20 protein-coding genes are annotated in these 22,962 nt (G+C 38.7%); all 20 read left to right on the top strand.

Going from position 1 to position 22,962, the window contains the following annotated elements:
- Positions 1-239: 239 nt before the first annotated feature.
- The 20 genes from ACN6MT_RS24860 (at position 240) to dapA (ending at position 22,956) form a co-directional block, all read left to right on the top strand.
- On the top strand, positions 240-4,562 hold the full coding sequence (locus ACN6MT_RS24860; RefSeq protein WP_419956529.1) for a PolC-type DNA polymerase III: 4,323 nt from the start codon (positions 240-242) through the stop codon (positions 4,560-4,562).
- 212 nt (positions 4,563-4,774) lie between these two features.
- Positions 4,775-5,245 (top strand): ribosome maturation factor RimP, encoded by a 471-nt coding sequence (gene rimP, locus ACN6MT_RS24855; RefSeq protein WP_419888514.1) that lies wholly within the window; start codon positions 4,775-4,777, stop codon positions 5,243-5,245.
- A gap of 40 nt (positions 5,246-5,285) precedes the next feature.
- Positions 5,286-6,407, top strand: a complete 1,122-nt coding sequence (gene nusA, locus ACN6MT_RS24850; RefSeq protein ID WP_419888513.1) for a transcription termination factor NusA — start codon at positions 5,286-5,288, stop codon at positions 6,405-6,407.
- An 18-nt stretch (positions 6,408-6,425) separates the two neighbouring features.
- Complete coding sequence (gene rnpM / locus ACN6MT_RS24845; RefSeq protein ID WP_063254333.1) at positions 6,426-6,710, top strand: RNase P modulator RnpM; 285 nt, start codon at positions 6,426-6,428, stop codon at positions 6,708-6,710.
- A complete protein-coding gene (locus tag ACN6MT_RS24840; protein WP_063254311.1) occupies positions 6,707-7,009 on the top strand; it encodes a YlxQ family RNA-binding protein in 303 nt (100 codons plus the stop codon). The genes rnpM and ACN6MT_RS24840 overlap by 4 nt, the downstream gene beginning before the upstream one ends.
- A gap of 19 nt (positions 7,010-7,028) precedes the next feature.
- Positions 7,029-9,302 (top strand): translation initiation factor IF-2, encoded by a 2,274-nt coding sequence (gene infB / locus ACN6MT_RS24835; protein ID WP_419888512.1) that lies wholly within the window; start codon positions 7,029-7,031, stop codon positions 9,300-9,302.
- The gene (locus ACN6MT_RS24830) at positions 9,299-9,580 is read left to right on the top strand and encodes a DUF503 domain-containing protein (protein ID WP_063254313.1); all 282 of its coding nucleotides are present in this window, start codon (positions 9,299-9,301) and stop codon (positions 9,578-9,580) included. Before infB ends, ACN6MT_RS24830 begins: the two co-directional genes overlap by 4 nt.
- Positions 9,581-9,596: 16 nt before the next feature.
- On the top strand, positions 9,597-9,968 hold the full coding sequence (gene rbfA / locus ACN6MT_RS24825; RefSeq protein ID WP_063254314.1) for a 30S ribosome-binding factor RbfA: 372 nt from the start codon (positions 9,597-9,599) through the stop codon (positions 9,966-9,968).
- Between the two features lie 60 nt (positions 9,969-10,028).
- A complete protein-coding gene (gene truB / locus ACN6MT_RS24820; protein ID WP_063254315.1) occupies positions 10,029-10,949 on the top strand; it encodes a tRNA pseudouridine(55) synthase TruB in 921 nt (306 codons plus the stop codon).
- A gap of 31 nt (positions 10,950-10,980) precedes the next feature.
- Positions 10,981-11,928 carry a bifunctional riboflavin kinase/FAD synthetase gene (gene ribF / locus ACN6MT_RS24815; protein ID WP_419888511.1) on the top strand — a complete coding sequence of 316 codons (948 nt, stop codon included), beginning with the start codon at positions 10,981-10,983 and terminating at the stop codon, positions 11,926-11,928.
- A gap of 383 nt (positions 11,929-12,311) precedes the next feature.
- Positions 12,312-12,581, top strand: coding sequence for a 30S ribosomal protein S15 (gene rpsO / locus ACN6MT_RS24810; protein ID WP_063254317.1), 270 nt, complete (start codon positions 12,312-12,314; stop codon positions 12,579-12,581).
- A gap of 226 nt (positions 12,582-12,807) precedes the next feature.
- Complete coding sequence (gene pnp / locus ACN6MT_RS24805; RefSeq protein ID WP_063254318.1) at positions 12,808-14,934, top strand: polyribonucleotide nucleotidyltransferase; 2,127 nt, start codon at positions 12,808-12,810, stop codon at positions 14,932-14,934.
- Positions 14,935-15,200: 266 nt separating this feature from the next.
- On the top strand, positions 15,201-16,148 hold the full coding sequence (locus ACN6MT_RS24800) for a polysaccharide deacetylase family protein (protein WP_419888510.1): 948 nt from the start codon (positions 15,201-15,203) through the stop codon (positions 16,146-16,148).
- A 70-nt stretch (positions 16,149-16,218) separates the two neighbouring features.
- Positions 16,219-17,457 (top strand): M16 family metallopeptidase, encoded by a 1,239-nt coding sequence (locus ACN6MT_RS24795; RefSeq protein WP_419888509.1) that lies wholly within the window; start codon positions 16,219-16,221, stop codon positions 17,455-17,457.
- Between the two features lie 103 nt (positions 17,458-17,560).
- The gene (locus tag ACN6MT_RS24790) at positions 17,561-17,815 is read left to right on the top strand and encodes a YlmC/YmxH family sporulation protein (RefSeq protein ID WP_063254321.1); all 255 of its coding nucleotides are present in this window, start codon (positions 17,561-17,563) and stop codon (positions 17,813-17,815) included.
- A 166-nt stretch (positions 17,816-17,981) separates the two neighbouring features.
- The gene (gene dpaA / locus ACN6MT_RS24785) at positions 17,982-18,884 is read left to right on the top strand and encodes a dipicolinic acid synthetase subunit A (protein ID WP_419888508.1); all 903 of its coding nucleotides are present in this window, start codon (positions 17,982-17,984) and stop codon (positions 18,882-18,884) included.
- Positions 18,881-19,480 carry a dipicolinate synthase subunit B gene (gene dpaB / locus ACN6MT_RS24780; protein WP_419888507.1) on the top strand — a complete coding sequence of 200 codons (600 nt, stop codon included), beginning with the start codon at positions 18,881-18,883 and terminating at the stop codon, positions 19,478-19,480. The genes dpaA and dpaB overlap by 4 nt, the downstream gene beginning before the upstream one ends.
- 189 nt (positions 19,481-19,669) lie before the next feature.
- Positions 19,670-20,728 carry an aspartate-semialdehyde dehydrogenase gene (asd, locus tag ACN6MT_RS24775; RefSeq protein WP_419888506.1) on the top strand — a complete coding sequence of 353 codons (1,059 nt, stop codon included), beginning with the start codon at positions 19,670-19,672 and terminating at the stop codon, positions 20,726-20,728.
- 33 nt (positions 20,729-20,761) lie between these two features.
- Positions 20,762-22,006, top strand: a complete 1,245-nt coding sequence (dapG, locus tag ACN6MT_RS24770) for an aspartate kinase (RefSeq protein ID WP_419888505.1) — start codon at positions 20,762-20,764, stop codon at positions 22,004-22,006.
- A gap of 83 nt (positions 22,007-22,089) precedes the next feature.
- Complete coding sequence (gene dapA, locus ACN6MT_RS24765; protein ID WP_419888504.1) at positions 22,090-22,956, top strand: 4-hydroxy-tetrahydrodipicolinate synthase; 867 nt, start codon at positions 22,090-22,092, stop codon at positions 22,954-22,956.
- Positions 22,957-22,962 lie beyond the last annotated feature (6 nt).

Genomic DNA, 22,962 nt, shown 5'->3' with positions numbered 1-22,962 from the left:
GATTTTTCGGTCAGATAGAGAGGCCACATGTGCCCAAAAAGACAATAAAGAAATCTTTCGGTCAAATAGAATTTGCCTGAATGCCCATCTTGAATAGAAAGCGGAATGGCTGTAAATTTTATTTACTTTTTTGGTTTTATTTTTCTGTCGAAATACGCCGAATGATTATGTATCATATGATATAATTACTTTTTGATAATAGATACATTAAAAGATTTATATAGATGGGAGAGGGAATGATGAGCGAACATGCCTCTGGCAAAAAAGAGCGATTCTTACTCTTGCTCCAGCAACTAGAATTAATAGAGGACGCTGTTGTAGCACAATTTCAAAATGCACAAATTGAGAGATTTATTGTAGAAAAGAAGGCAAGAAAATGGCATTTTCAATTTTTACTAGAAAAAATTCTTCCTTATAGTTTGTATCTTCGTTTTACTACTCAACTTGAAAGAAAATTCTCAAATATAGCAAATATTACCTATGATTTAAAAGTTGAAGATCAAAGCTTTCATCCAGAATTACTTCTAGAGTATTGGAATCATAGTATTCAACAAATCGATGGTATCTCTCCGCCAATGCTAAAATTATTGAATGAACAAGTGCCGACAGTTAGTGGTAATAAGGTAACCATTTCAGTACGCAATGAGACGGAAGGTATGGCCTTAAAGAAGAAATATGGCGCGATGATTACCGACCTCTACCAATCGTTCGGATTTCCGAGTTTAACAGTTGAAACGGACATTAATAATGTAGAGAAAAATGACGAATACCAACAATTTTTATTAGCAAAACAAAAAGAAGATCAAGAACGCGGACTCATGGCCTTAGCTGATTTACAAAAGAAAGAAGCGGAGAAGGATGCAGGAGGGGCAGTTTCTGAAGGTCCACTCTCAATTGGTCTTACAATTAAGGATGATTCAGACCTGCGAAACATGATTGATATAGTGGATGAAGAAAGAAGAGTCACAGTAGAAGGGTTTATTTTTGACGCAGAGACAAGAGAGTTAAGAAGTGGCCGTACGCTCTTAACCTTTAAGGTTACGGATTACACAAGCTCTCTCATGGTTAAAATGTTTTCACGGGATAAAGAAGACGCAGCCCTTTACCAGCTCGTCAAAAAAGGTATGTGGGTAAGGGTACGAGGCAGCATTCAAAATGATACCTTTGTACGTGATTTAGTCATGATTGGAAATGATATAAACGAAATCAAACCAGAGGGTCGTAAAGATACAGCTCCAGAGGATCAAAAACGTGTAGAGCTCCATCTTCATACTCCTATGAGTTCAATGGATGCAGTTACTCCTGTAGGGACGCTGATAGCTCAGGCAAAAAAGTGGGGACATAAAGCGATTGCTGTTACTGACCATGCTGTTGCCCAATCCTTTCCTGAAGCTTATGGTGCAGGAAAGAAAAATGATATTAAAATTCTTTATGGTGTAGAAGTAAATCTTGTGGATGATGGTGTGCCGATTGCCTATAATGATGTCCATCGGTTATTAGCAGAAGATACATTTATTGTTTTTGACGTTGAAACCACGGGTCTATCAGCAGTGTACGATACGATCATTGAATTAGCTGCCGTTAAAATTCAAAACGGGGAAATAATTGATCGCTTTGAATCATTTGCGAATCCGCATCATCGTTTATCGGCAACCACGATAAACCTTACAGGAATTACTGATGATATGGTGCAAAATGCTCCTGAAGTCGGAGAAGTAATACAAAGATTTCATGAGTGGGTAGGAGACGGAATCCTTGTTGCTCATAATGCTTCTTTCGATATGGGTTTCCTTAATGTTGGGTATAAAAATATAGGACTAGAAAAGGCAAAAAATCCCGTTATTGATACCCTAGAGCTAGGTAGATTCCTGTATCCAGAACTGAAAAATCATCGTTTAAATACATTAGCCAAAAAGTTTGATATCGAATTAACACAGCACCATAGAGCTATATACGACGCAGAAGCTACCGGGTATTTACTCTTAAAAATGCTTAAGGACTCATTAGAAAAAGGGATTGAATACCACGATCAATTTAACGATAACATGGGGAAAGGAAATGCCTATCAACGTGCACGTCCGTATCATTGTACGTTACTTGCGCAAACGGAAGTTGGTTTAAAGAACTTATTTAAACTCGTATCCATTTCACATATTGAATATTTTTATAGAGTACCAAGACTGCCACGGTCGGTCCTACAAAAATACAGAGAAGGGATTATTGTTGGTTCCGGCTGTAATAAAGGGGAAGTTTTTGAAGGAATGATGCAAAAATCCCCTGATGAAGTGGAAGCGGCGGCACAATTCTATGATTACCTTGAAGTTATGCCGAAGGAAGTAAATGCTCCATTGATTGAAATGGAACTAGTTCGTGATGAAAAGGCACTTGAAGATATCATTGGGAATATAGTAAAACTTGGCGATAAATTAGGTATTCCGGTCGTTGCAACGGGTAATGTACATTATTTAAATGAGAATGATAAGATCTACCGAAAAATATTAGTTAATTCACAAGGTGGAGCAAACCCGTTAAATCGTCACAAATTACCTGATGTCCATTTTAGAACAACCAATGAAATGCTTGCAGCGTTTTCTTTCCTTGGAGGAGAAAAGGCGAAGGAAATTGTTATTACCAATACAAACAAGATAGCAGATATGATTGATGTCATTAAGCCGATTAAAGATGACTTATACACGCCAAGGATTGAAGGCGCAGATGAAGAAATGCGCGAAATGAGTTATTCGATGGCAAAGAAGATTTACGGAGAACCGCTTCCAGAAATCGTAGAAGCACGCCTTGAAAAAGAATTGAAAAGCATCATCGGCCATGGTTTCGCTGTTATTTACTTGATTTCCCATAAACTAGTGAAAAAATCCCTGGATGATGGATATCTTGTTGGATCACGTGGATCTGTAGGTTCTTCTTTTGTTGCAACGATGACGGAAATTACCGAAGTGAATCCATTGCCCCCTCATTACGTCTGTCCAACCTGTAAGCATTCGGAATTCTTCAATGACGGTTCTGTTGGATCAGGATTTGATTTACCAGATAAAGACTGTCCGCAATGTGGAGGTAAATACCGAAAAGACGGACATGACATTCCCTTTGAAACCTTCCTTGGTTTTAAAGGGGACAAGGTTCCCGATATCGACTTGAACTTCTCCGGTGAGTATCAGCCTCGTGCTCATAACTACACGAAGGTTCTTTTTGGAGAAGACAATGTATTTCGAGCTGGTACGATTGGAACAGTAGCAGATAAAACAGCTTTCGGATATGTGAAAGCATATCAGCAGGACAATAATTTACAATTACGCGGAGCGGAAATAGAAAGACTTGCTTCCGGTTGTACAGGTGTAAAACGAACAACTGGTCAGCATCCAGGTGGTATTATCGTTATTCCTGATTACATGGATGTCTATGACTTTTCACCAATACAGTTCCCTGCAGATGATAGAAACTCTGAATGGAAGACAACACATTTTGATTTCCATTCCATTCACGATAATGTCTTAAAGCTTGATATACTTGGGCACGACGATCCAACCGTAATAAGAATGCTGCAAGACCTCAGTGGAATGGACCCAAAAACGATTCCAACAGATGATCCAGAAGTCATGAAAATTTTTAGTGGAACTGAATCATTAGGTGTTACGGAACAGCAAATTATGTGTAAAACAGGTACCCTTGGGATTCCTGAATTCGGTACACGATTTGTCCGCCAAATGTTAGAAGATACAAAACCTACAACTTTTTCTGAACTTGTCCAAATTTCCGGTCTGTCACATGGAACGGATGTATGGCTCGGTAACGCACAAGAATTAATCCATAACAACATCTGTAATCTGAGTGAAGTTATTGGCTGTCGTGATGATATCATGGTCTACCTTATTTATCAGGGACTAGAACCATCATTTGCTTTTAAAATAATGGAGTCAGTTCGTAAAGGGAAAGGACTCTCAGAAGAAATGGAAGCAGAAATGCGTCGTAATGAAGTACCGGAATGGTATATTGATTCTTGTAAAAAGATTAAATATATGTTCCCTAAGGCCCACGCAGCGGCCTATGTATTGATGGCCGTTAGAATTGCTTATTTCAAGGTTCATTTGCCGCTTTTATATTACGCTGCCTATTTTACGGTTCGTGCAGAAGATTTTGATTTAGAGGTAATGACAAGAGGTTCTGAATCGATTCGTGCAAAGATAGAGGAAATAAATGCAAAAGGCCTTGAAGCTTCAAATAAGGAAAAAAACCTATTAACTGTTCTCGAGTTGGCCCTTGAAATGGTGGAACGGGGTTTTTCTTTCCAAAACTATGATTTATATAAATCCGATGCATCTGAGTTTATTATTGAAGAAAATTCATTAATCCCTCCATTTAATTCAATACCAGGGCTTGGAACAAATGCCGCTTATAACATTGTAAAGGCAAGAAAAGATGGAGAATTTCTATCTAAAGAGGACTTACAGCAACGTGGTAAAGTGTCAAAAACTATACTAGAATATTTAGATAAGCAAGGCTGTCTAGGATCTTTACCAGATCAAAATCAGCTATCCTTATTCTAAATAGTAAAAACCTTGATCTAATGCCTTTCGGTTTGCATATAAAATTTGGTTATGGTATAGTTTTATTGGAAATACTAAGAAATACTCTCGTGTTAAAGAGTGGGGAAACCCGCTCTTTCGTTTTTGTATTGGACAATTTTACAGAGTTATTGATAAAACTTTCCGTGAAATACGTATAATATGGGTGAAAATGTCGGTAAAGGAGGTTAAACATGAGCAAAGTAACGGAAGTAGTAGAAGAGCTAACTCAGCCAATCTTGAAAGAATTAGAATTAGAATTGGTGGAAATTGAGTTTGTTAAAGAAGGGAAAAACTGGTTTCTTCGCGTATATATTGATAAGGAAAACGGTGTTGATATTGAGGACTGTGGCATTGTCAGTGAACGGCTTAGTGAAAAACTCGATGAGCTTGACCCGATAACCCAAAATTATTTTCTTGAGGTTTCGTCCCCTGGTGCAGAAAGACCCTTGAAAAAGGCGAAGGACTTCGAAAAGGCAATTGGTAAAAATGTGTTCATTAAAACATACGAACCTATTGACGGTGAAAAAGGATTTGAAGGAAAGTTACTTGATTATGATGGGCTGACAGTAAAGGTTGAAATCAAAATCAAAACCCGTAAAAAAGTCATCGAGATTCCTTTTGAAAAAGTGGCTAGTGCAAGGCTAGCAGTTATTTTTTCATAATAAAAGATAATATATATGAAAGATAGGGGGATATGATCAAATGAGCAGCGAATTATTAGATGCTCTTACAATACTAGAAAGAGAAAAGGGCATTTCTAGAGATGTTTTAATCGACGCGATTGAAGCCGCACTGATCTCGGCATATCGACGCAATTTTAATCAAGCCCAAAATGTTCGAATTGATTTAAATCTGGGAACAGGCTCCATGCGTGTTTTTGCCAGAAAAGAAGTAGTGGATGAAGTTTTTGACCCTCGTCTTGAAATATCATTAACAGATGCCAGAAACATTAACCCTAATTATGCTGTTGAAGATGTAGTTGAAATGGAAGTAACTCCTAAGGACTTTGGAAGAATTGCAGCCCAAACAGCCAAGCAAGTTGTTACCCAAAGAGTGAGGGAAGCTGAAAGAGGCATCATTTATTCTGAATTTATTGACCGTGAAGAAGATATCATGACCGGAATTGTTCAAAGACTTGATTCAAAGTTTATTTATGTGAGTCTTGGAAAAATTGAAGCTTTGCTCCCTGTTAATGAACAAATGCCAAATGAGCGGTATAAGCCACATGACCGTATAAAGGTGTTTATTACGAAGGTTGAGAAGACTACGAAAGGTCCACAAATTTTCGTATCACGTACTCATCCTGGATTACTTAAAAGATTGTTCGAGATAGAAGTTCCAGAAATATATGATGGGACAGTTGAGATCAAATCAGTAGCTCGTGAAGCAGGAGACCGTTCGAAAATTTCTGTTCATTCGGATAACAATGAAGTTGATCCAGTCGGATCTTGCGTAGGTCCAAAAGGTACAAGGGTTCAAGCTGTTGTGAATGAATTGAAGGGTGAAAAAATCGATATTGTTAAATGGTCCGATAATCCTGTCGTCTTTGTTGCGAATTCTTTAAGCCCTTCTAAAGTATTAGATGTCATGGTGAATGAATCTGAAAAAGCAACCACAGTCGTTGTACCAGATTATCAACTTTCACTGGCAATTGGGAAGCGCGGACAAAATGCCCGTTTGGCTGCAAAGTTGACCGGTTGGAAAATAGATATCAAATCAGAAACCGAAGCACGTGAATTAGGAATCTATCCACGTGAGGAAATGATTCGACTTTTTGATGATCAAGTTGATGTAGACTTTAATGATGAAGAAGAAAAGGAATAAGAAGTGAGGTGAATGATCGTGAACAATCGTAAAAAAGTTCCTATGCGGAAGTGTGTCGCAACCGGCGAAATGAAGCCGAAAAAAGAACTCGTTCGCATCGTTCGCTCAAAAGAAGGGGAAGTATCTATCGACTTAACTGGAAAAAAGTCGGGCAGAGGTGCATACCTTTCAAAGGACAAGGAAGCGGTCCTACTAGCCAAGAAGAAAAACATCCTTTCTAATCATTTAGAAGTTTCGATAAGTGAAACCTTATACGAGGAACTTTTGGAATTGATAGAAAAGGATAACAGGCAATCCATATGAATACACATCCATGGATGTCGTTACTTGGCTTAGCAAATCGAGCACGGAAAATCATATCGGGTGAGGAGCTTTCTGTTAAGGAGATACGAGGCGGAAAAGCAAAGCTCGTACTTTTATCGGCAGATGCATCTGCAAATACGACAAAGAAAATTACAGATAAATGTAAGTCATACCAAGTTCCATATAAACTAGTGGAAGATCGCCACCTTCTGGGCCAAGCGATTGGCAAAGAAGCCCGCGTTGTTGTAGCTGTACTGGATGATGGATTTGCAAAAAAATTGATGACGTTGCTCGATTAATTTTAGCGGGGGTGAAAATATGAGTAAAATACGTGTTTATGAGTATGCAAAAAAACACAATATTTCAAGTAAAGATGTAATTACCAAGTTGAAAGAAATGAATATAGAGGTTTCAAATCATATGGCAACGATTGAGGATGCGGCAGTTGTTAAGCTAGACGCAACCTATAATAAAAATGATAGCAAACCACAACAAAAGCAAGCGAGACCGCAACAGCAAAATCGCCAGAATCAGAAACCACAGCAGCAGGGAGTTAAACCACAAGTGCAAAGTAAAACAAGCCCAAAAGCCTTTGAGGATGACGACTCTAAGACGACAACTCCTAGCAAGGTGAAAGTAGTATCTCCACCAAAAGCGGTTGACAGTAAAAAACATAGTCAACAATTCCAATCTAAGGAAAATAAAGTTTTTAGTGCAGGAAAAGGAAATAAAAAACCTTTTAATAATAATAATCAAAATCGCAATAATAATAACAACCGGAAAAAGAACCATACACCGGTTCCGCAAGCACAGCCTCAGGTTAAGAAAGTCAAGGAGCTTCCAGCTAAAATTACTTTTAGTGAATCTCTAACTGTAGGCGAACTTGCAAAAAAAATCTACCGCGAACCTTCTGAAATCATTAAGAAGCTATTTTTACTTGGCGTAATGGCAACAATTAACCAGGTTTTAGATAAAGACGCGATTGAATTAATTGCAAGTGAATATGGTGTTGAGGTCGAGGAAGAAGTTAAGATCGATACGACAGATCTTGAAGTTTATTTCACTGAAGACGCACCAGAAGACCTAGTGGAAAGACCATCCGTTGTAACCATTATGGGTCACGTTGACCATGGTAAAACAACTTTGCTTGATTCCATTCGTAACACAAAGGTAACGGAAGGTGAAGCAGGTGGAATTACCCAGCATATTGGTGCTTACCAAGTTGTTGAAAATGGGAAAAAGATAACATTCCTTGATACACCGGGACACGCTGCTTTTACAACTATGCGTGCACGTGGTGCAAAAATTACAGATATCACAATCCTTGTGGTAGCTGCTGATGACGGTGTTATGCCGCAAACAGTTGAGGCGATTAACCATGCCAAAGCTGCAGAAGTTCCAATTATCGTTGCTGTTAATAAAATGGATAAAGAGGCTGCCAACGCTGACCGTGTTATGCAGGAACTTACTGAGCATGGATTAGTTTCTGAAGCATGGGGCGGAGACACAATCTTTGTTCCACTTTCCGCAAAAACAGGAGAAGGAATCGATAATCTGTTGGAAATGATTCTTCTTGTTAGTGAAGTGGAAGAATGGAAAGCAAACCCTAACCGTAAAGCAGTTGGTACCGTAATTGAAGCACAATTAGATAAAGGCCGCGGATCCGTTGCTACTTTGCTCGTTCAAAACGGTACACTGAAGATCGGTGATCCGATTGTTGTAGGAAACACATATGGTCGTGTTCGGGCAATGGTAAATGACCTAGGACGCCGTGTGAAAGAAGCTGGACCTTCTACACCTGTTGAAATCACAGGTTTAAGTGATGTTCCACAAGCTGGTGACCGTTTTGTCGTATTCGACGATGAGAAAACAGCTCGTCAAGTTGGAGAAGCACGTGCGCAACAAGCACTGGCAGCTCAACGTGGTGAAAAATCAATTGTCAGCCTAGATAATTTATTTGAACAGCTAAAGCAAGGCGAGATGAAGGATTTAAATATCATCCTTAAAGCTGATGTTCAAGGTTCGGCTGAAGCCGTTGCTGCTTCCCTGCAAAAAATTGATGTTGAAGGTGTAAATATCAGAATTATTCATAGTGGTGCAGGTGCCATCAATGAGTCGGATATTACACTTGCCTCAGCTTCAAACGCGATTGTAATTGGATTTAACGTACGTCCTGATGTGAATGCAAAGCGTGCAGCTGAACAGGAAAAGGTAGATGTTCGTCTACACAGCATTATCTATAAAGTAATCGAAGAAATTGAAGCTGCTATGAAAGGTATGCTTGATCCTGAATTTAAAGAAAAAGTAATTGGTCAAGCGGAAATTCGTCAAACCTTTAAAGTTTCAAAGGTTGGAACCATTGCTGGTTCTTATGTGACAGACGGTAAAATTACTCGTGATAGCGGAATTCGTTTAATTCGTAATGGTGTTGTCATCTTTGAAGGAAATATCGATGCATTAAAACGTTTTAAAGATGATGCCAAAGAGGTTTCACAAGGTTATGAATGTGGTATTACCATTAAGAACTTCAATGATGTTAAAGAAGGAGATATTATTGAAGCATACGTAATGGAAGAAATAGAGCGTAAATGATTGTAGGTATCGCTGTTTGTGAATGTATTATTTACGATGCGCATTCATTAAAAGAAAAACGTGCGGTTTTGCAGCGAATTCTTACCAGGTTAAAACAAAAATTTAATGTATCGGTTTCAGAAGTTGACTATCAGGATGTTTGGCAAAGGACGAAAATAGCCATTGCTGCTGTAACATCCAATCGGGTAATGACTGAACTGGAACTGCAAAATGCACTTAAATTTATTGATTCTTTCCCTGAAATAGAAAGAACAATCACCGATGTAGAATGGCTTTAAGTTAAGAGGTGAAGTGATGAGCCACAGAGCAAATCGTGTTGGAGAACAAATGAAGAAAGAACTAAGTGACATCATCGGTCGAAAAATTAAAGATCCTCGGATCGGCTTTGTGACAGTTACAGACGTTCAAGTATCAGGAGATCTACAACAAGCAAAAGTATATATTTCTGTTTTGGGCGATGAAGAGCAAAAGGAAAATACTCTTAAAGGTCTTGCAAAGGCGAAAGGTTTTATCCGAACTGAAATCGGACATCGTATTCGTTTACGCAAAACACCTGAGATCCTTTTTGAATGGGATGAATCAATGGATTATGGAAATCGAATCAATTCTCTCATTCATCAATTGCACCATGAAGAAAGAAGCATGGAAAAAAATGAAGAAGAATAAATGGATAGACAATTGTCTATCCTTTTTTTTCGATACAAAATAGAAATGGAGTGACCAAAGGTGGAGGGAATATTACCTTTATATAAACCCGCTGGACTGACGTCGCATGATTGTGTATTCAGACTGAGGAAAATATTAAAAACGAAAAAAGTCGGTCATACTGGAACACTGGATCCAGATGTAACCGGAGTTCTTCCTATTTGTATAGGCAGGGCAACAAAAGTTGCAGAATATATAACTGACGCAGGAAAAAGTTATGAAGGCGAAGTATCGATTGGTTATTCCACAACAACCGAGGATGCTTCTGGCGAAAAAGTGGAGGAAAAGAAAATTGAAGGTACCATTAGCAGAAAAGAAATTCTTCAGGTCCTTGATTCTTTAACAGGTGAAATAGAACAGACTCCTCCGATGTATTCAGCTGTAAAAGTAGGAGGCACTCGTCTTTATGAATATGCCCGGAAAGGGATTGAAGTAGAACGCCCGACTAGAAAGGTGAACATTTATTCAATAGAGCTGCTTGATGATCGAGAAGAGTTTTCAGGAGAAACGATTTCATTTCGATTTAGAGTAAGCTGCAGTAAAGGTACCTATATCAGGACATTAGCGGTTATGATTGGCGAAAGTCTTGGTTATCCTGCACATATGTCAAATTTAGTCAGAGTGCAATCAGCTGCATTTAACATTGATGATTGTCTGACATTTGAGCAAATTGAAAAGTTGATGGAGATGGGGACAATTTCTTCATCTTTACGGCCATTAGAAATGGCACTTTCTCATTTGCCGAAATACATAATAAATGATAAAGTAGCAGAGAAAGTGAAAAATGGCGCACTTTTGCCAATACCAGAACACTTAAAAAACAGTAACGGACCTATTATCGCTGAAACAGAAGAAGGAAGAGCTCTAGCCATCTATTCGGTACACCCGAACAAGCCAGGGCTTCTTAAACCTGTTAAAGTTTTGCGGAATGAACAAGGTTAAAAAGGTTACGGTCAAGAAAAGGTGAGTTTCATTGGAAGTAATAAAGCTAGAGTTTCCATTAAATATAAATAAAACTGAAATACCTCCACTATCAATGGCACTTGGATATTTTGACGGTGTTCATCTTGGTCATCAAAAGGTGATCCTTGAAGCAAAAAAACAAGCCGATCAAAGAGGACTAAGTTCCGCAGTTATGACCTTTGACCCTCATCCATCGGTGGTTTTAGGCAAGAATGAAAAGCATGTTCAGTATATAACACCGTTAAGCGATAAAATTACTTTAATTGAGGAATTAGGCATCGATTACCTTTTTATCGTCCATTTCACTGGTGATTTTGCAAACCTTCTTCCGCAAGAATTTATCGATCAGTATGTTATAGATTTAAATGTAAAACATGTCGTAGCCGGATTTGATTTCTCTTATGGCCGTATGGGGAAAGGAACCATGGAAATTTTACCTTTCCATTCGAGAGAAAAATTCACCTTCACCATTGTTGAAAAATACACCAGTGGCGATGAAAAAGTAAGTTCTACTCGCATCCGTCAATATATAAAAAATGGAAGAACTGCCGAGCTTCCGGAATTACTGGGAAGATTCTATTCAACAGCCGGCATCGTTGTCCACGGAGATAAAAGAGGCAGGACAATCGGATTTCCAACCGCAAATGTGGATACGAAGGATGCATATATTTTACCCCCGACCGGTGTCTATGCAGTAAAAATCAAAATAGATGAAATCTGGTACGAAGGTGTATGCAACGTTGGCTACAAACCAACGTTTAATAATGACGCGCTGAGGATCTCTGTAGAAGTCCATATCTTCAACTTTGAAGAAACCATTTACGACTCAGAAGTAATCATTGAATGGCACCAATACCTAAGAAAAGAACAAAAATTCTCAGGAATCCAAGAACTAGTTACACAAATTGAAAAGGATAAACAAAACGCAATTGAATACTTTAATAAAAGACTTGATTAAAGCAGAGTATTGATTTTGGCACTCTGTTGATTGGAGCGGAAGGACGAAGACTCCTCGAAAAGGCTATCGCCTTTTCTTCGTGCGTGGGCAAATTCGAGGAAGAAATTCAATGTCCTGCGGGAGGACGGGGCAGGGGAGACCCCGCAGGCGCTAAAGCGCCGAGGAGGCTCCCCGGACCGCCCGCGGAAAGCGAAGTGCCTGGAAAGGAAATCAACAGACCAATTAAATGCAGCTAATAAAATAGCTTTTCTATCGATAGAACTTGCAATTTGTCGTAAAAAGTTGTATTCTTATTAACGTATTAAAAATAACCTTTGCTTGGCAAGTCGAGTCACCGACGCTTGCTCAGTAACAGGGGATAGTAAAATTAGGAGGTGAATAGGATGGCAATCACACAAGAACGTAAAAACGAACTAATCGCTGAGTATAAAACTCATGATAACGACACTGGATCTGCAGAGGTTCAAATCGCTGTCCTTACTGAATCAATCAACAATTTGAATGAGCACTTACGTACTCATAAGAAGGACCACCACTCACGTCGCGGTCTGTTGAAAATGGTTGGTAAGCGTCGTAATCTTTTAACGTACCTACGTAATAAAGATGTTCAACGTTACCGTGAATTAATCAATAAGCTAGGACTTCGTCGATAATCAAAAGAAGCGGGATTTTTCCCGCTTTTTTGTTAGGTTTAAAAAAGATAATCCCTAGTGCAAGATAAATATATATATACATATTTTAAGTCGCAAAAATTTGAGCATACTATAAGTATATTTGTATTGATAATATAAGCTTAAACGCTTTTTTTATATTAGATGATTAGAGCGATATTATTTCGCATTATCCTCTAAAGTGATTTAGATAGAGAGGGGTAACAATATGGAACAAACGAAACATGAATATTCCATGGAATGGGCTGGTCGTAAATTAACCGTTGAAATTGGACAACTAGCCAAACAAGCAAATGGAGCCGTAATGGTCCGTTATGGAGATACGGCAGTTCTAAGTACTGCTACTGCTTCAAAAGAACCCAAAAACTTAGACTTTTTCCCTTTAACATGTAACTATGAAGAGCGATTATATGCGGTTGGGAAAATACCTGGAGGATTTATTAAACGTGAAGGCCGTCCGAGTGAAAAGGCAATTTTAGCTAGTCGTTTAATTGATCGCCCTATTCGTCCACTTTTTGCAGATGGCTTCCGTAACGACGTACAAGTAATCAGCATTGTTATGAGTGTGGATCAAGATTGCTCGTCTGAAATGGCAGCAATGTTTGGGTCATCATTAGCTCTATGTACATCTGACATTCCATTTGAGGGACCAATTGCTGGTGTTATCGTTGGAAGAGTGGGTGGAGAGTTTGTCATCAATCCAACAGTAGAACAAGCTGAAAAAAGCGACATTCATTTAACTGTTGCAGGGACAAAAGACGCAATTAACATGGTTGAAGCTGGTGCTGATGAAGTTTCAGAGGAAGTAATGCTCGAAGCTATCATGTATGGACATGAAGAGATTAAACGCTTAATTGAATTCCAAGAGAAGATTATGGCTGAGGCTGGTAAGGAAAAAAGGGAAATAGTTCTTTACGAAATTGATAAAGACCTTGAAGCTGAAGTGAGAGAAATGTGCGAAGCAGATATGGTCACGGCTATTCAGGTTCAAGAAAAGCATGCCCGCGAGGATGCCATTAAAGAAGTAAAGAATCGTGTAATTGCTAAGTTCGAGGAGAATGAGGCAACAGACGATGACATGAAACAGGTAAAACAAATCTTAGATAAAATTGTCAAAGGTGAAGTTCGTCGTTTAATTACCGTTGAAAAGATTCGTCCAGATGGTCGGAAAATCGATGAAATACGTCCATTATCTTCACAGATAGGTATTTTACCAAGGACACATGGATCAGGGTTGTTTACTCGTGGACAAACTCAAGCATTAAGTATCTGTACATTAGGAGCTATGGGTGATGTGCAAATACTAGATGGTTTAGGCATTGAGGAAGAAAAGCGTTTTATGCATCATTACAATTTCCCTCAATTTAGTGTTGGAGAAACTGGACCAATCCGTGGACCTGGCCGTCGTGAAATCGGACATGGTGCTCTTGGTGAGCGAGCATTGGAACCAATTGTACCTTCTGAGAAGGACTTTCCATATACGATTCGCCTTGTTTCTGAAGTCCTTGAATCTAACGGATCTACCTCTCAGGCGAGTATCTGTGCAAGTACCCTTGCGATGATGGATGCTGGTGTACCAATTAAGGCCCCGGTTGCTGGGATTGCGATGGGTCTTGTTAAATCAGGTGAACATTATACTGTTTTGTCTGATATTCAAGGTATGGAAGACCACTTAGGCGATATGGATTTCAAAGTTGCTGGAACGGCTAAGGGTGTAACTGCACTTCAAATGGATATTAAAATTAAAGGGCTTTCTCGTGAAATTCTTGAAGAAGCACTTCAGCAGGCTAAAAAGGGTAGAATGCATATTCTTGATTCTATGCTGGCGACTATTTCTGAACCAAGAAGTGAACTTTCAAAATTCGCGCCAAAAATCTTAACTATGAAAATTAACCCAGATAAAATTCGTGATGTTATTGGACCAAGTGGTAAGCAAATCAATAAAATCATTGAAGAAACTGGTGTTAAGATTGATATCGAACAAGATGGTACTGTATTTATTGCTTCAACCGACCAGGCAATGAACCAAAAGGCAAAGAAAATAATTGAAGACATTGTACGTGAGGTTGAAGTTGGCCAAATGTACCTTGGTAAGGTGAAACGAGTTGAAAAATTCGGAGCATTTGTTGAAATCTTTGCAGGGAAAGATGGATTGGTTCATATTTCTGAATTGGCCGAGGAACGAGTTGGCAAGGTTGAAGACGTCGTTGCAATCGGTGATGAAATTTTAGTGAAAGTTACTGAAATCGATAAACAAGGACGTGTAAACTTATCACGTAAGGCGATATTAAAGGAACAACGTGAAAAGGCTGAGAAAGCAGCGGAAAAACAATAAAGCTGCTTCACTAGGAATGTATAGAAAGGTCAGGGGGAACCCTGACTTTTTCCATATTAGTTCTATTTAGCTACGGATCCTCCGCTTTTAGTTCTATCCAGCTCCGGCGCCTAGGGGCTCGGGTCATAAGCCAACCCGGCAAGAAGGTTAAAAAGCAACCTTCATGTCGGCTCGTCTTATGCCTGTCGCCCCTGTTCAAGGCTCCTCCGCTTTTAGTTCTACCTTGTCCCCTTTATTCATATATTGTGTATGAAGGGGGAAGGTAAATGAAGAAGTTAAGATTGATTGTTTGCTTATTACTTGTAGCGTGGTTTTCTGTTAACAATCCACTTGTAGATACATATATAACTTCACTTAAAGGGAACTTCGTAACCGCAGTAAAGCAAGAAAATCCGCTATATCAAAGTATAATAAAAAAGGCTTCTACATATGAAATACCGCCTTCCAATGCTAAGATTGATCAAGTGTGGAAAGCTATCCCAGGGTATAATGGGTTAACTGTCGATATTGAAGCGTCATATAAAAATATGAAGAAGAGCGGTATTTTTGATGAAAAAAAATTAGTATATAAACAAACTCAACCATCCGTCCATCTTAAGGATTTGTCACCATCTCCGATTTATCGGGGACACCCTGATAAACCAATGGTCAGCTTCATTATAAATGTAGCTTGGGGAAATGAATATTTACCTGAAATGCTTGCGGTACTTAAACAACACCAAGTTAGGGCAAGTTTTTTCCTCGAGGGAAGATGGGTAAAAAATAATCCTGACTTGGCCAAAATGATTGTAAGTGCAGGTCACGAAGTTGGGAACCATTCCTATACACACCCTGACATGAAAAGAATTACCGCTGCCGAGACAAGAGAGCAATTGGTGAAAACAAATGAAGTAATTGAAGCAGCTACAGGAAATAAAAGTAGTTGGTTTGCGCCTCCCAGCGGCAGTTACAGGGACGAAACCGTTAAAATAGCTTCTGAATTAAATATGAAGACCGTTATGTGGACAGTTGATACAATCGATTGGCAAAAGCCTACACCTGACCAACTAATCAATCGTGTTATTTCTAAAATTGATAATGGTTTTATGGTGCTTATGCATCCGACGGCTTCGACTGCCAAATCATTAGATCGTTTAATTTCACTTATCGAGGATAAGGGATTAAAAATAGGTACTGTAAGCGATTTAATGAGTGAAGAAAGAATTATGAAATAAAAAAACCAGGAATCCAGATAATAATGAAAGATACCAATGTTTCCGCTTTTCTATCGATAGGAGGATTTTGATGATAAACAAATATTCTTGCAAAAATGGAGTAAGAATTGTATTAGAAAATATTCCAACAGTAAGATCCGTAGCAATAGGAGTATGGATTGGCACTGGCTCAAGAAATGAAAATCCCCAAACAAATGGAATCTCGCACTTTTTAGAACATATGTTTTTCAAAGGAACCACAACAAGATCCGCGAAAGAAATTGCTGAATCCTTTGATAGTATTGGAGGGCAAGTAAATGCCTTCACCTCAAAGGAGTACACTTGTTACTACGCAAAAGTTCTCGATACACATGCCCAATTTGCTTTAGATGTTTTAGCTGATATGTTCTTCAATTCAACATTTGTTGAAGAAGAATTAAATAAAGAAAGAAATGTCGTTTTAGAAGAAATTAAGATGTATGATGATACTCCAGATGATATTGTCCACGATTTACTCAGCAGGGCTATTTATGGCGACCATCCTCTAGGATATCCAATCTTAGGCACAGAGGAAACACTAAATACCTTCACTGGAGATACTCTTAAAGAATATATTCACAATCATTACATACCTGAAAACGTGGTAATTTCAATTGCTGGAAATGTATCTGAGTCTTTTATCAAGGAAGTTGAAAAGTACTTTGGTTCGTATGAAGGCGGGAAAAGTACCATCACTGAGAATATTCCTACGTTCCATTCCAATCGATTATCACGCAAAAAAGAAACCGAGCAAGCACACTTATGTATCGGTTTCGAAGGGTTAAAGATTGGTCATGAAGATGTCTACAGCTTAATTATTTTAAATAACATTTTAGGCGGCAGTATGAGCAGCAGATTGTTCCAAGAAGTTCGTGAACAACGAGGGCTAGCATACTCTGTATTTTCCTATCATTCCGCTTACCAGGATAATGGGGTGGTAACCGTATATGGAGGAACAGGTGCGAAGCAGCTGGATGTGTTATTTGAAACCATTCAAGAAACTCTCGATAAATTAAAACAAGATGGAATTACAGAAAAAGAGTTAATTAATAGTAAAGAGCAATTAAAAGGAAGTTTAATGTTAAGTTTAGAAAGTACAAATAGCAGGATGAGCCGAAATGGGAAAAACGAGTTATTATTGAAGCGCCATCGTTCACTTGATGAAATTATTGAGCAAATTGACCAAGTAACAAAACAAAGTGTAGATGGAATGGCGACCTCGGTCTTTACAAACAAGTATTCCGTTTCCTTGATCAGTCCGGACGGCGAATTACCGAATGGTTTAAGATAAAAGAAAAAACAGTTCATACCAGAACTGTTTTTTTCTTTAGTCTAAATTTGGACTTCCATCGATAAACATATAGTAAAGAGTGCTTAGAGAGGAGTTCATTCACATGAGGTTAAGTGAATTAAGCGGAAAAGAAATAGTGGATGTCAAAAAAGCAGAGCGATTGGGGGTTCTTGGTCAAACAGATCTTGAAATCAATGAAAATACTGGCCAAATTCAAGCATTGCTGATTCCATCCTCATTAAAATGGTTTGGATTTAGAAAACAAGGCGGAGAAATTAGAGTTCCATGGCAGCATATAAAAAAGATAGGCTCCGATATGATTATTATTGATGTACAAGAAGAGAAGCAAGAAAAATAGGAATAATGTCTTAAAAGCCCAAGCAATGTAAAATTTTGCTTGGGCTTTTTTATATATCTGTTGATGGAAAACTCACAGATTTATTCATACTTACATAAGATGTTGAAGTGATAAGAGTAAAAAAACTTCCTGCTTGGATTTTTTTGAAAAGAAGGTGAATGATTTCATGCTGACAGGGATGCAGATAGCAGTGATCGGTGGAGATGCAAGGCAGCTGGAAATTATCCGGAAGTTAACCGAGTTAGATGCCAGATTATCATTAATTGGTTTCGAGCAGCTTGACCACGCGTTCACAGGCGCTGTTAAGGAAAAGTTGGATGAAGTCGATTTTTCAAATATGGATGCGGTGATCTTACCGGTACCCGGTACAAATTTAGAAGGATATGTAGAAACGATTTTTTCCAATGAAAAGGTCATTTTGACGGCCGAAATGCTTAAGAAAACACCTGATCATTGTACCGTTTACTCCGGAATTAGTAATAATTATTTAAATGGTATTACGAAGGAAGCAAATCGTCAACTTGTGCAGCTTTTTGAAAGGGACGATGTGGCCATTTACAATTCTATTCCGACAGTAGAAGGAACAATTATGATGGCAATTCAGCATACAGATTTCACAATTCATGGCTCTAATATTGCCGTATTAGGGCTGGGAAGATGTGGAATGAGTGTGGCAAGAACCTTCCATGCACTAGGAGCGAAGGTAAAGGTTGGTGCAAGGAAGAGTGAACATCTTGCTAGGATTACAGAGATGGGTTTAACTCCTTTTCATCTAAACGACTTAGGAAAAGAAGTTAAAGATACTGATATTTTAATCAATACAATACCGTTACAGATTGTAAGTGCTTCTGTTATTTCAAAAATGCCTGCTCATACTCTGATTATTGATTTAGCCTCAAAGCCTGGTGGAACAGACTTTAGATATGCAGAAAAACGAGGTATAAAAGCACTTCTTGCACCAGGATTACCTGGAATTGTCGCGCCAAAAACAGCTGGTCAAATACTAGCTAATGTTCTGGCCCAATTGCTTCAAGATGATTTAAGCAAGCGAAAGGGGAAAATAAAATGAGTTTAAAAGGAAAAAAAATAGGCTTTGGATTAACGGGGTCCCACTGTACGTATGACGCTGTATTCCCAGAAATTGAAAAATTAGTTCAAGCTGGAGCGGAGGTTTTACCGGTTGTCACCGCTACAGTAAAAAATACCGAAACTCGGTTTGGAAAAGGTGAGGACTGGATTCAGAGGATTGAGGATTTAACAGGAAACAGAGCGATAGATTCAATCGTTGCAGCAGAGCCATTAGGTCCCAAAATCCCCTTAGATTGTATGGTTATTGCACCGCTGACAGGTGTATCAATGAGTAAATTTGCAAATGCAATGAATGATAGCCCGGTTTTAATGGCAGCAAAAGCGACATTGAGGAATTTAAAACCGGTGGTCCTGGGAATCTCAACCAATGATGCTTTGGGATTAAATGGAGTAAACTTAATGAGATTGATGGCAACAAAAAATATATTTTTTATCCCGTACGGGCAAGACGACCCAATCAAGAAGCCAAACTCCATGGTTGCGAGAATGCCTATGCTAATGGAAACAGTGGAAGCAGCTATTGAAGGCCGGCAAATTCAACCTGTGTTAGTGGAAAGATATAAGGATACAGACTAATTCATACTCCTTTCATCAAATATGGTTATTTCTTTCGAGGAATATGTTAATATATTTATAATTAATTCAATCATCAGTGGGATACTTTTATCTCACTGATGAGAATTTATATTAACCTTTTCTGATTCATTTTCGTGAAGCAGAATGGACCATAAATAGTAGATGAAAGATTGAAAGGGGTACTAGAAAATGAATCAAACAAATGGTTACCATGTTGCAGTAGTAGGTGCAACAGGAGCGGTGGGTCAGCAAATGATCCAAACGTTAGTGAAACAAAAATTCCCAATTAGACAACTAACTCTATTATCTTCCGCACGGTCTGCAGGTAAGAAAGTGACGGTTGATGGAGTTGAGCATACGGTACAGGAAGCGAAACCAGAAAGCTTTGCAGGTGTGGATATTGCTTTATTTTCAGCTGGAGGAAATATATCAAAAGAACTTGCTCCTGAAGCAGTAAAACACGGAGCTATTGTAGTAGACAATACAAGTGCTTTCAGAATGGATGCAGATAAACCGTTAGTTGTACCTGAGGTAAATGAACATGATTTGCACCAGCATAATGGGATTATTGCTAACCCAAATTGTTCTACTATCCAAATGGTAGTAGCGCTAGAACCAATTAGGCAAAAATTTGGACTTAAAAAGGTTATTGTTTCAACCTATCAGGCAGTTTCAGGTGCAGGAGCAGTTGCGGTTGAAGAATTACAGAATCAGACAAAAGCTCTTCTGAATGGTGAAACAGTAGAACCCAAAATTTTACCGGTAAAAGGTGACAAGAACCATTATCAAATCGCGTTTAATGCTATACCACAAATTGATAAGTTCCAAGATAACGGATATACATTTGAAGAAATGAAAATGATTAACGAGACAAAGAAAATAATGCATATGCCAGAGCTGCATGTTGCTGCGACATGTGTTCGTTTACCTGTAGCAGTCGGGCACTCTGAATCTGTTTATTTTGAAATTGAAGCAGACGGCGTAAGTGCAAATGAAATAAAAGAGTTATTAAAGACAGCTCCAGGCGTGGTGTTACAAGATGACCCAGAGAATCAATTATATCCAATGCCTGCGAATTGTGTAGGAAGTAATGATGTATTTGTAGGTCGAATTCGTAATGACCTTAACGAAAGTCGTGGTTTCCATATGTGGGTTGTTTCTGACAATTTACTCAAAGGTGCTGCCTGGAATTCAGTTCAAATCGCTGAGAGCTTAATAAAGCTGGGTTTAATCAAAGAAAAAAAATAAAGTCTTGATTATAAAGGCAGGTTTAAAGGTTATATGAAAATCATAGTACAAAAATTTGGCGGGACATCTGTCAAGGATGAAAAAAGCCGGCAACATGCAAACAGACACATCAATAATGCATTAGAGGATGGATATAAGGTAGTTGTTGTAGTATCTGCAATGGGAAGAAAGGGTGATCCTTATGCAACGGATACACTCCTCTCTTTAATTGGAGGTAATGAAAATAAAATCAGTAAACGTGAGCAGGATCTTCTTGTATCATGTGGTGAAATTATTTCAAGCGTTGTTTTTGCCAATATGCTAAAAGAAAATGGCATCAATGCGATTGCTCTGACTGGGGCACAAGCAGGATTCCGAACGAATAGTGATCATTCACAGGCAAAGATTGTAGAAATGAAATGTGACAGATTGCTGAGAGATTTAGAACATCATGATGTTGTTGTGGTAGCTGGTTTTCAAGGTGCTGCAAAGAACGGTGACACGACCACTATTGGACGAGGTGGCAGTGACACTTCGGCAGCAGCGTTAGGGGCTGCTCTTAATGCTGAATGGATTGATATATTTACTGATGTAGAAGGGATTATGACAGCTGACCCAAGAATTGCTGATAATGCAAGGCGTCTTTCAGTTGTTACCTATACCGAGCTCTGTAACATGGCCTATCAGGGTGCGAAGGTTATTCATCCAAGAGCAGTTGAAATAGCTATGCAGGCAAAAGTGCCAATTCGAATTCGCTCTACTTATTCCGATGATTTAGGAACATTAGTAACATCGATCTCAAAAGAGTCTCGAGGCAGTGATATTAAAGAGAGAACCGTTACTGGAATAGCGCATGTTTCAAATGTAACTCAAATTAAGGTATTTGCTAAAAAAGACCAATACTACTTACAAGCCGAAGTTTTTAAAGCAATGGCAAATGAAAAAATTAGTGTAGACTTCATAAATATTTCACCCAATGCAGTTGTCTATACAGTTACGGATGAAATGACGGATAGAGCAATTAGGGTCTTAAAGGAAATAGAACATGAACCTGTTGTAGAACGTCATTGTGCAAAGGTTTCTGTTGTTGGAGCCGGTATTGCCGGTGTTCCGGGTATTACTTCTAAAATAGTTACAGCTCTTTCTGAGAATGGAATTCGCATTTTACAATCTGCTGATAGCCACACTACGATTTGGGTTCTTGTGAAGCAGGACGACTTGGCTAAATCAGTTAATGCATTACATGACGCCTTTCATCTAGAAGAAGAAACCCTGGATATAAAGCTTACGGATATCTAGTATATTTAGACGGCGAATGTCGTCTAGATTTCCTAAAATGCCATTGTCGCAACGGGATTTTCGTAATTGAAAGGAGTAGTAAAATGGTTCATTTTGGTCGAGTTTCGACAGCCATGGTCACACCTTTTGATAAAAAAGGTCATATTGATTTTTCCAAGACCACTCAATTAATAAATTATCTAATAGATAATGGAACGGATTCTCTTGTGGTTGCAGGAACAACGGGTGAATCTCCAACCTTGTCAAAGGAAGAAAAGCTGGCACTATTTAATCATGTTGTAAAGGTAGTTGCAAAAAGAATACCTGTAATCGCTGGTACAGGAAGTAATAACACCTATGCTTCAGTGGAACTTACAAAAAGGGCAGAACAGCTTGGCGTGGATGGTATCATGCTAGTAGCACCCTATTATAATAAACCGAATCAAGAAGGCTTGTATCAGCACTTTAAAACGATTGCTGAAGCCACTAGTTTACCGGTAATGGTATACAACATCCCATCACGGGCATCCGTAAATATTCATCCGGAAACGATTATAAAGCTGTCAAAAATAGCGAATATTGTAGCTGTTAAGGAAGCAAGCGGCGATTTAAACGCCATGACACACATTATTGCAAATACCGATCATGACTTCAATCTATATAGTGGTGATGATGCGATGGCCATTCCGGTAATATCCATTGGCGGGGCAGGGGTAGTTTCCGTTGCTTCTCATGTGATAGGGAATGAAATGCAAGAGATGGTGAAAGCTTTTTTTGATGGAGATAATGGAAAAGCAGCAAAACTCCACCAAAAGCTGTTACCGATTATGCAGGGGCTATTTGCTGCTCCTAGTCCAGCACCTGTTAAAACGGCGCTTCAAATAAAAGGGCTTGATGTGGGTTCAGTAAGGCTGCCACTTGTACCATTAACTGAGCAAGAACGGGCTGTATTAAGTAAATTATTATTATAAACATAC

Origin of the sequence: Neobacillus niacini (genome assembly GCF_048572935.1) — a bacterium.
GTDB lineage: Bacteria > Bacillota > Bacilli > Bacillales > Cytobacillaceae > Neobacillus > Neobacillus niacini.
The sequence above is the reverse complement of the archived record's forward strand: the minus strand, read 5'-3'. Positions and strand labels throughout refer to the sequence as shown.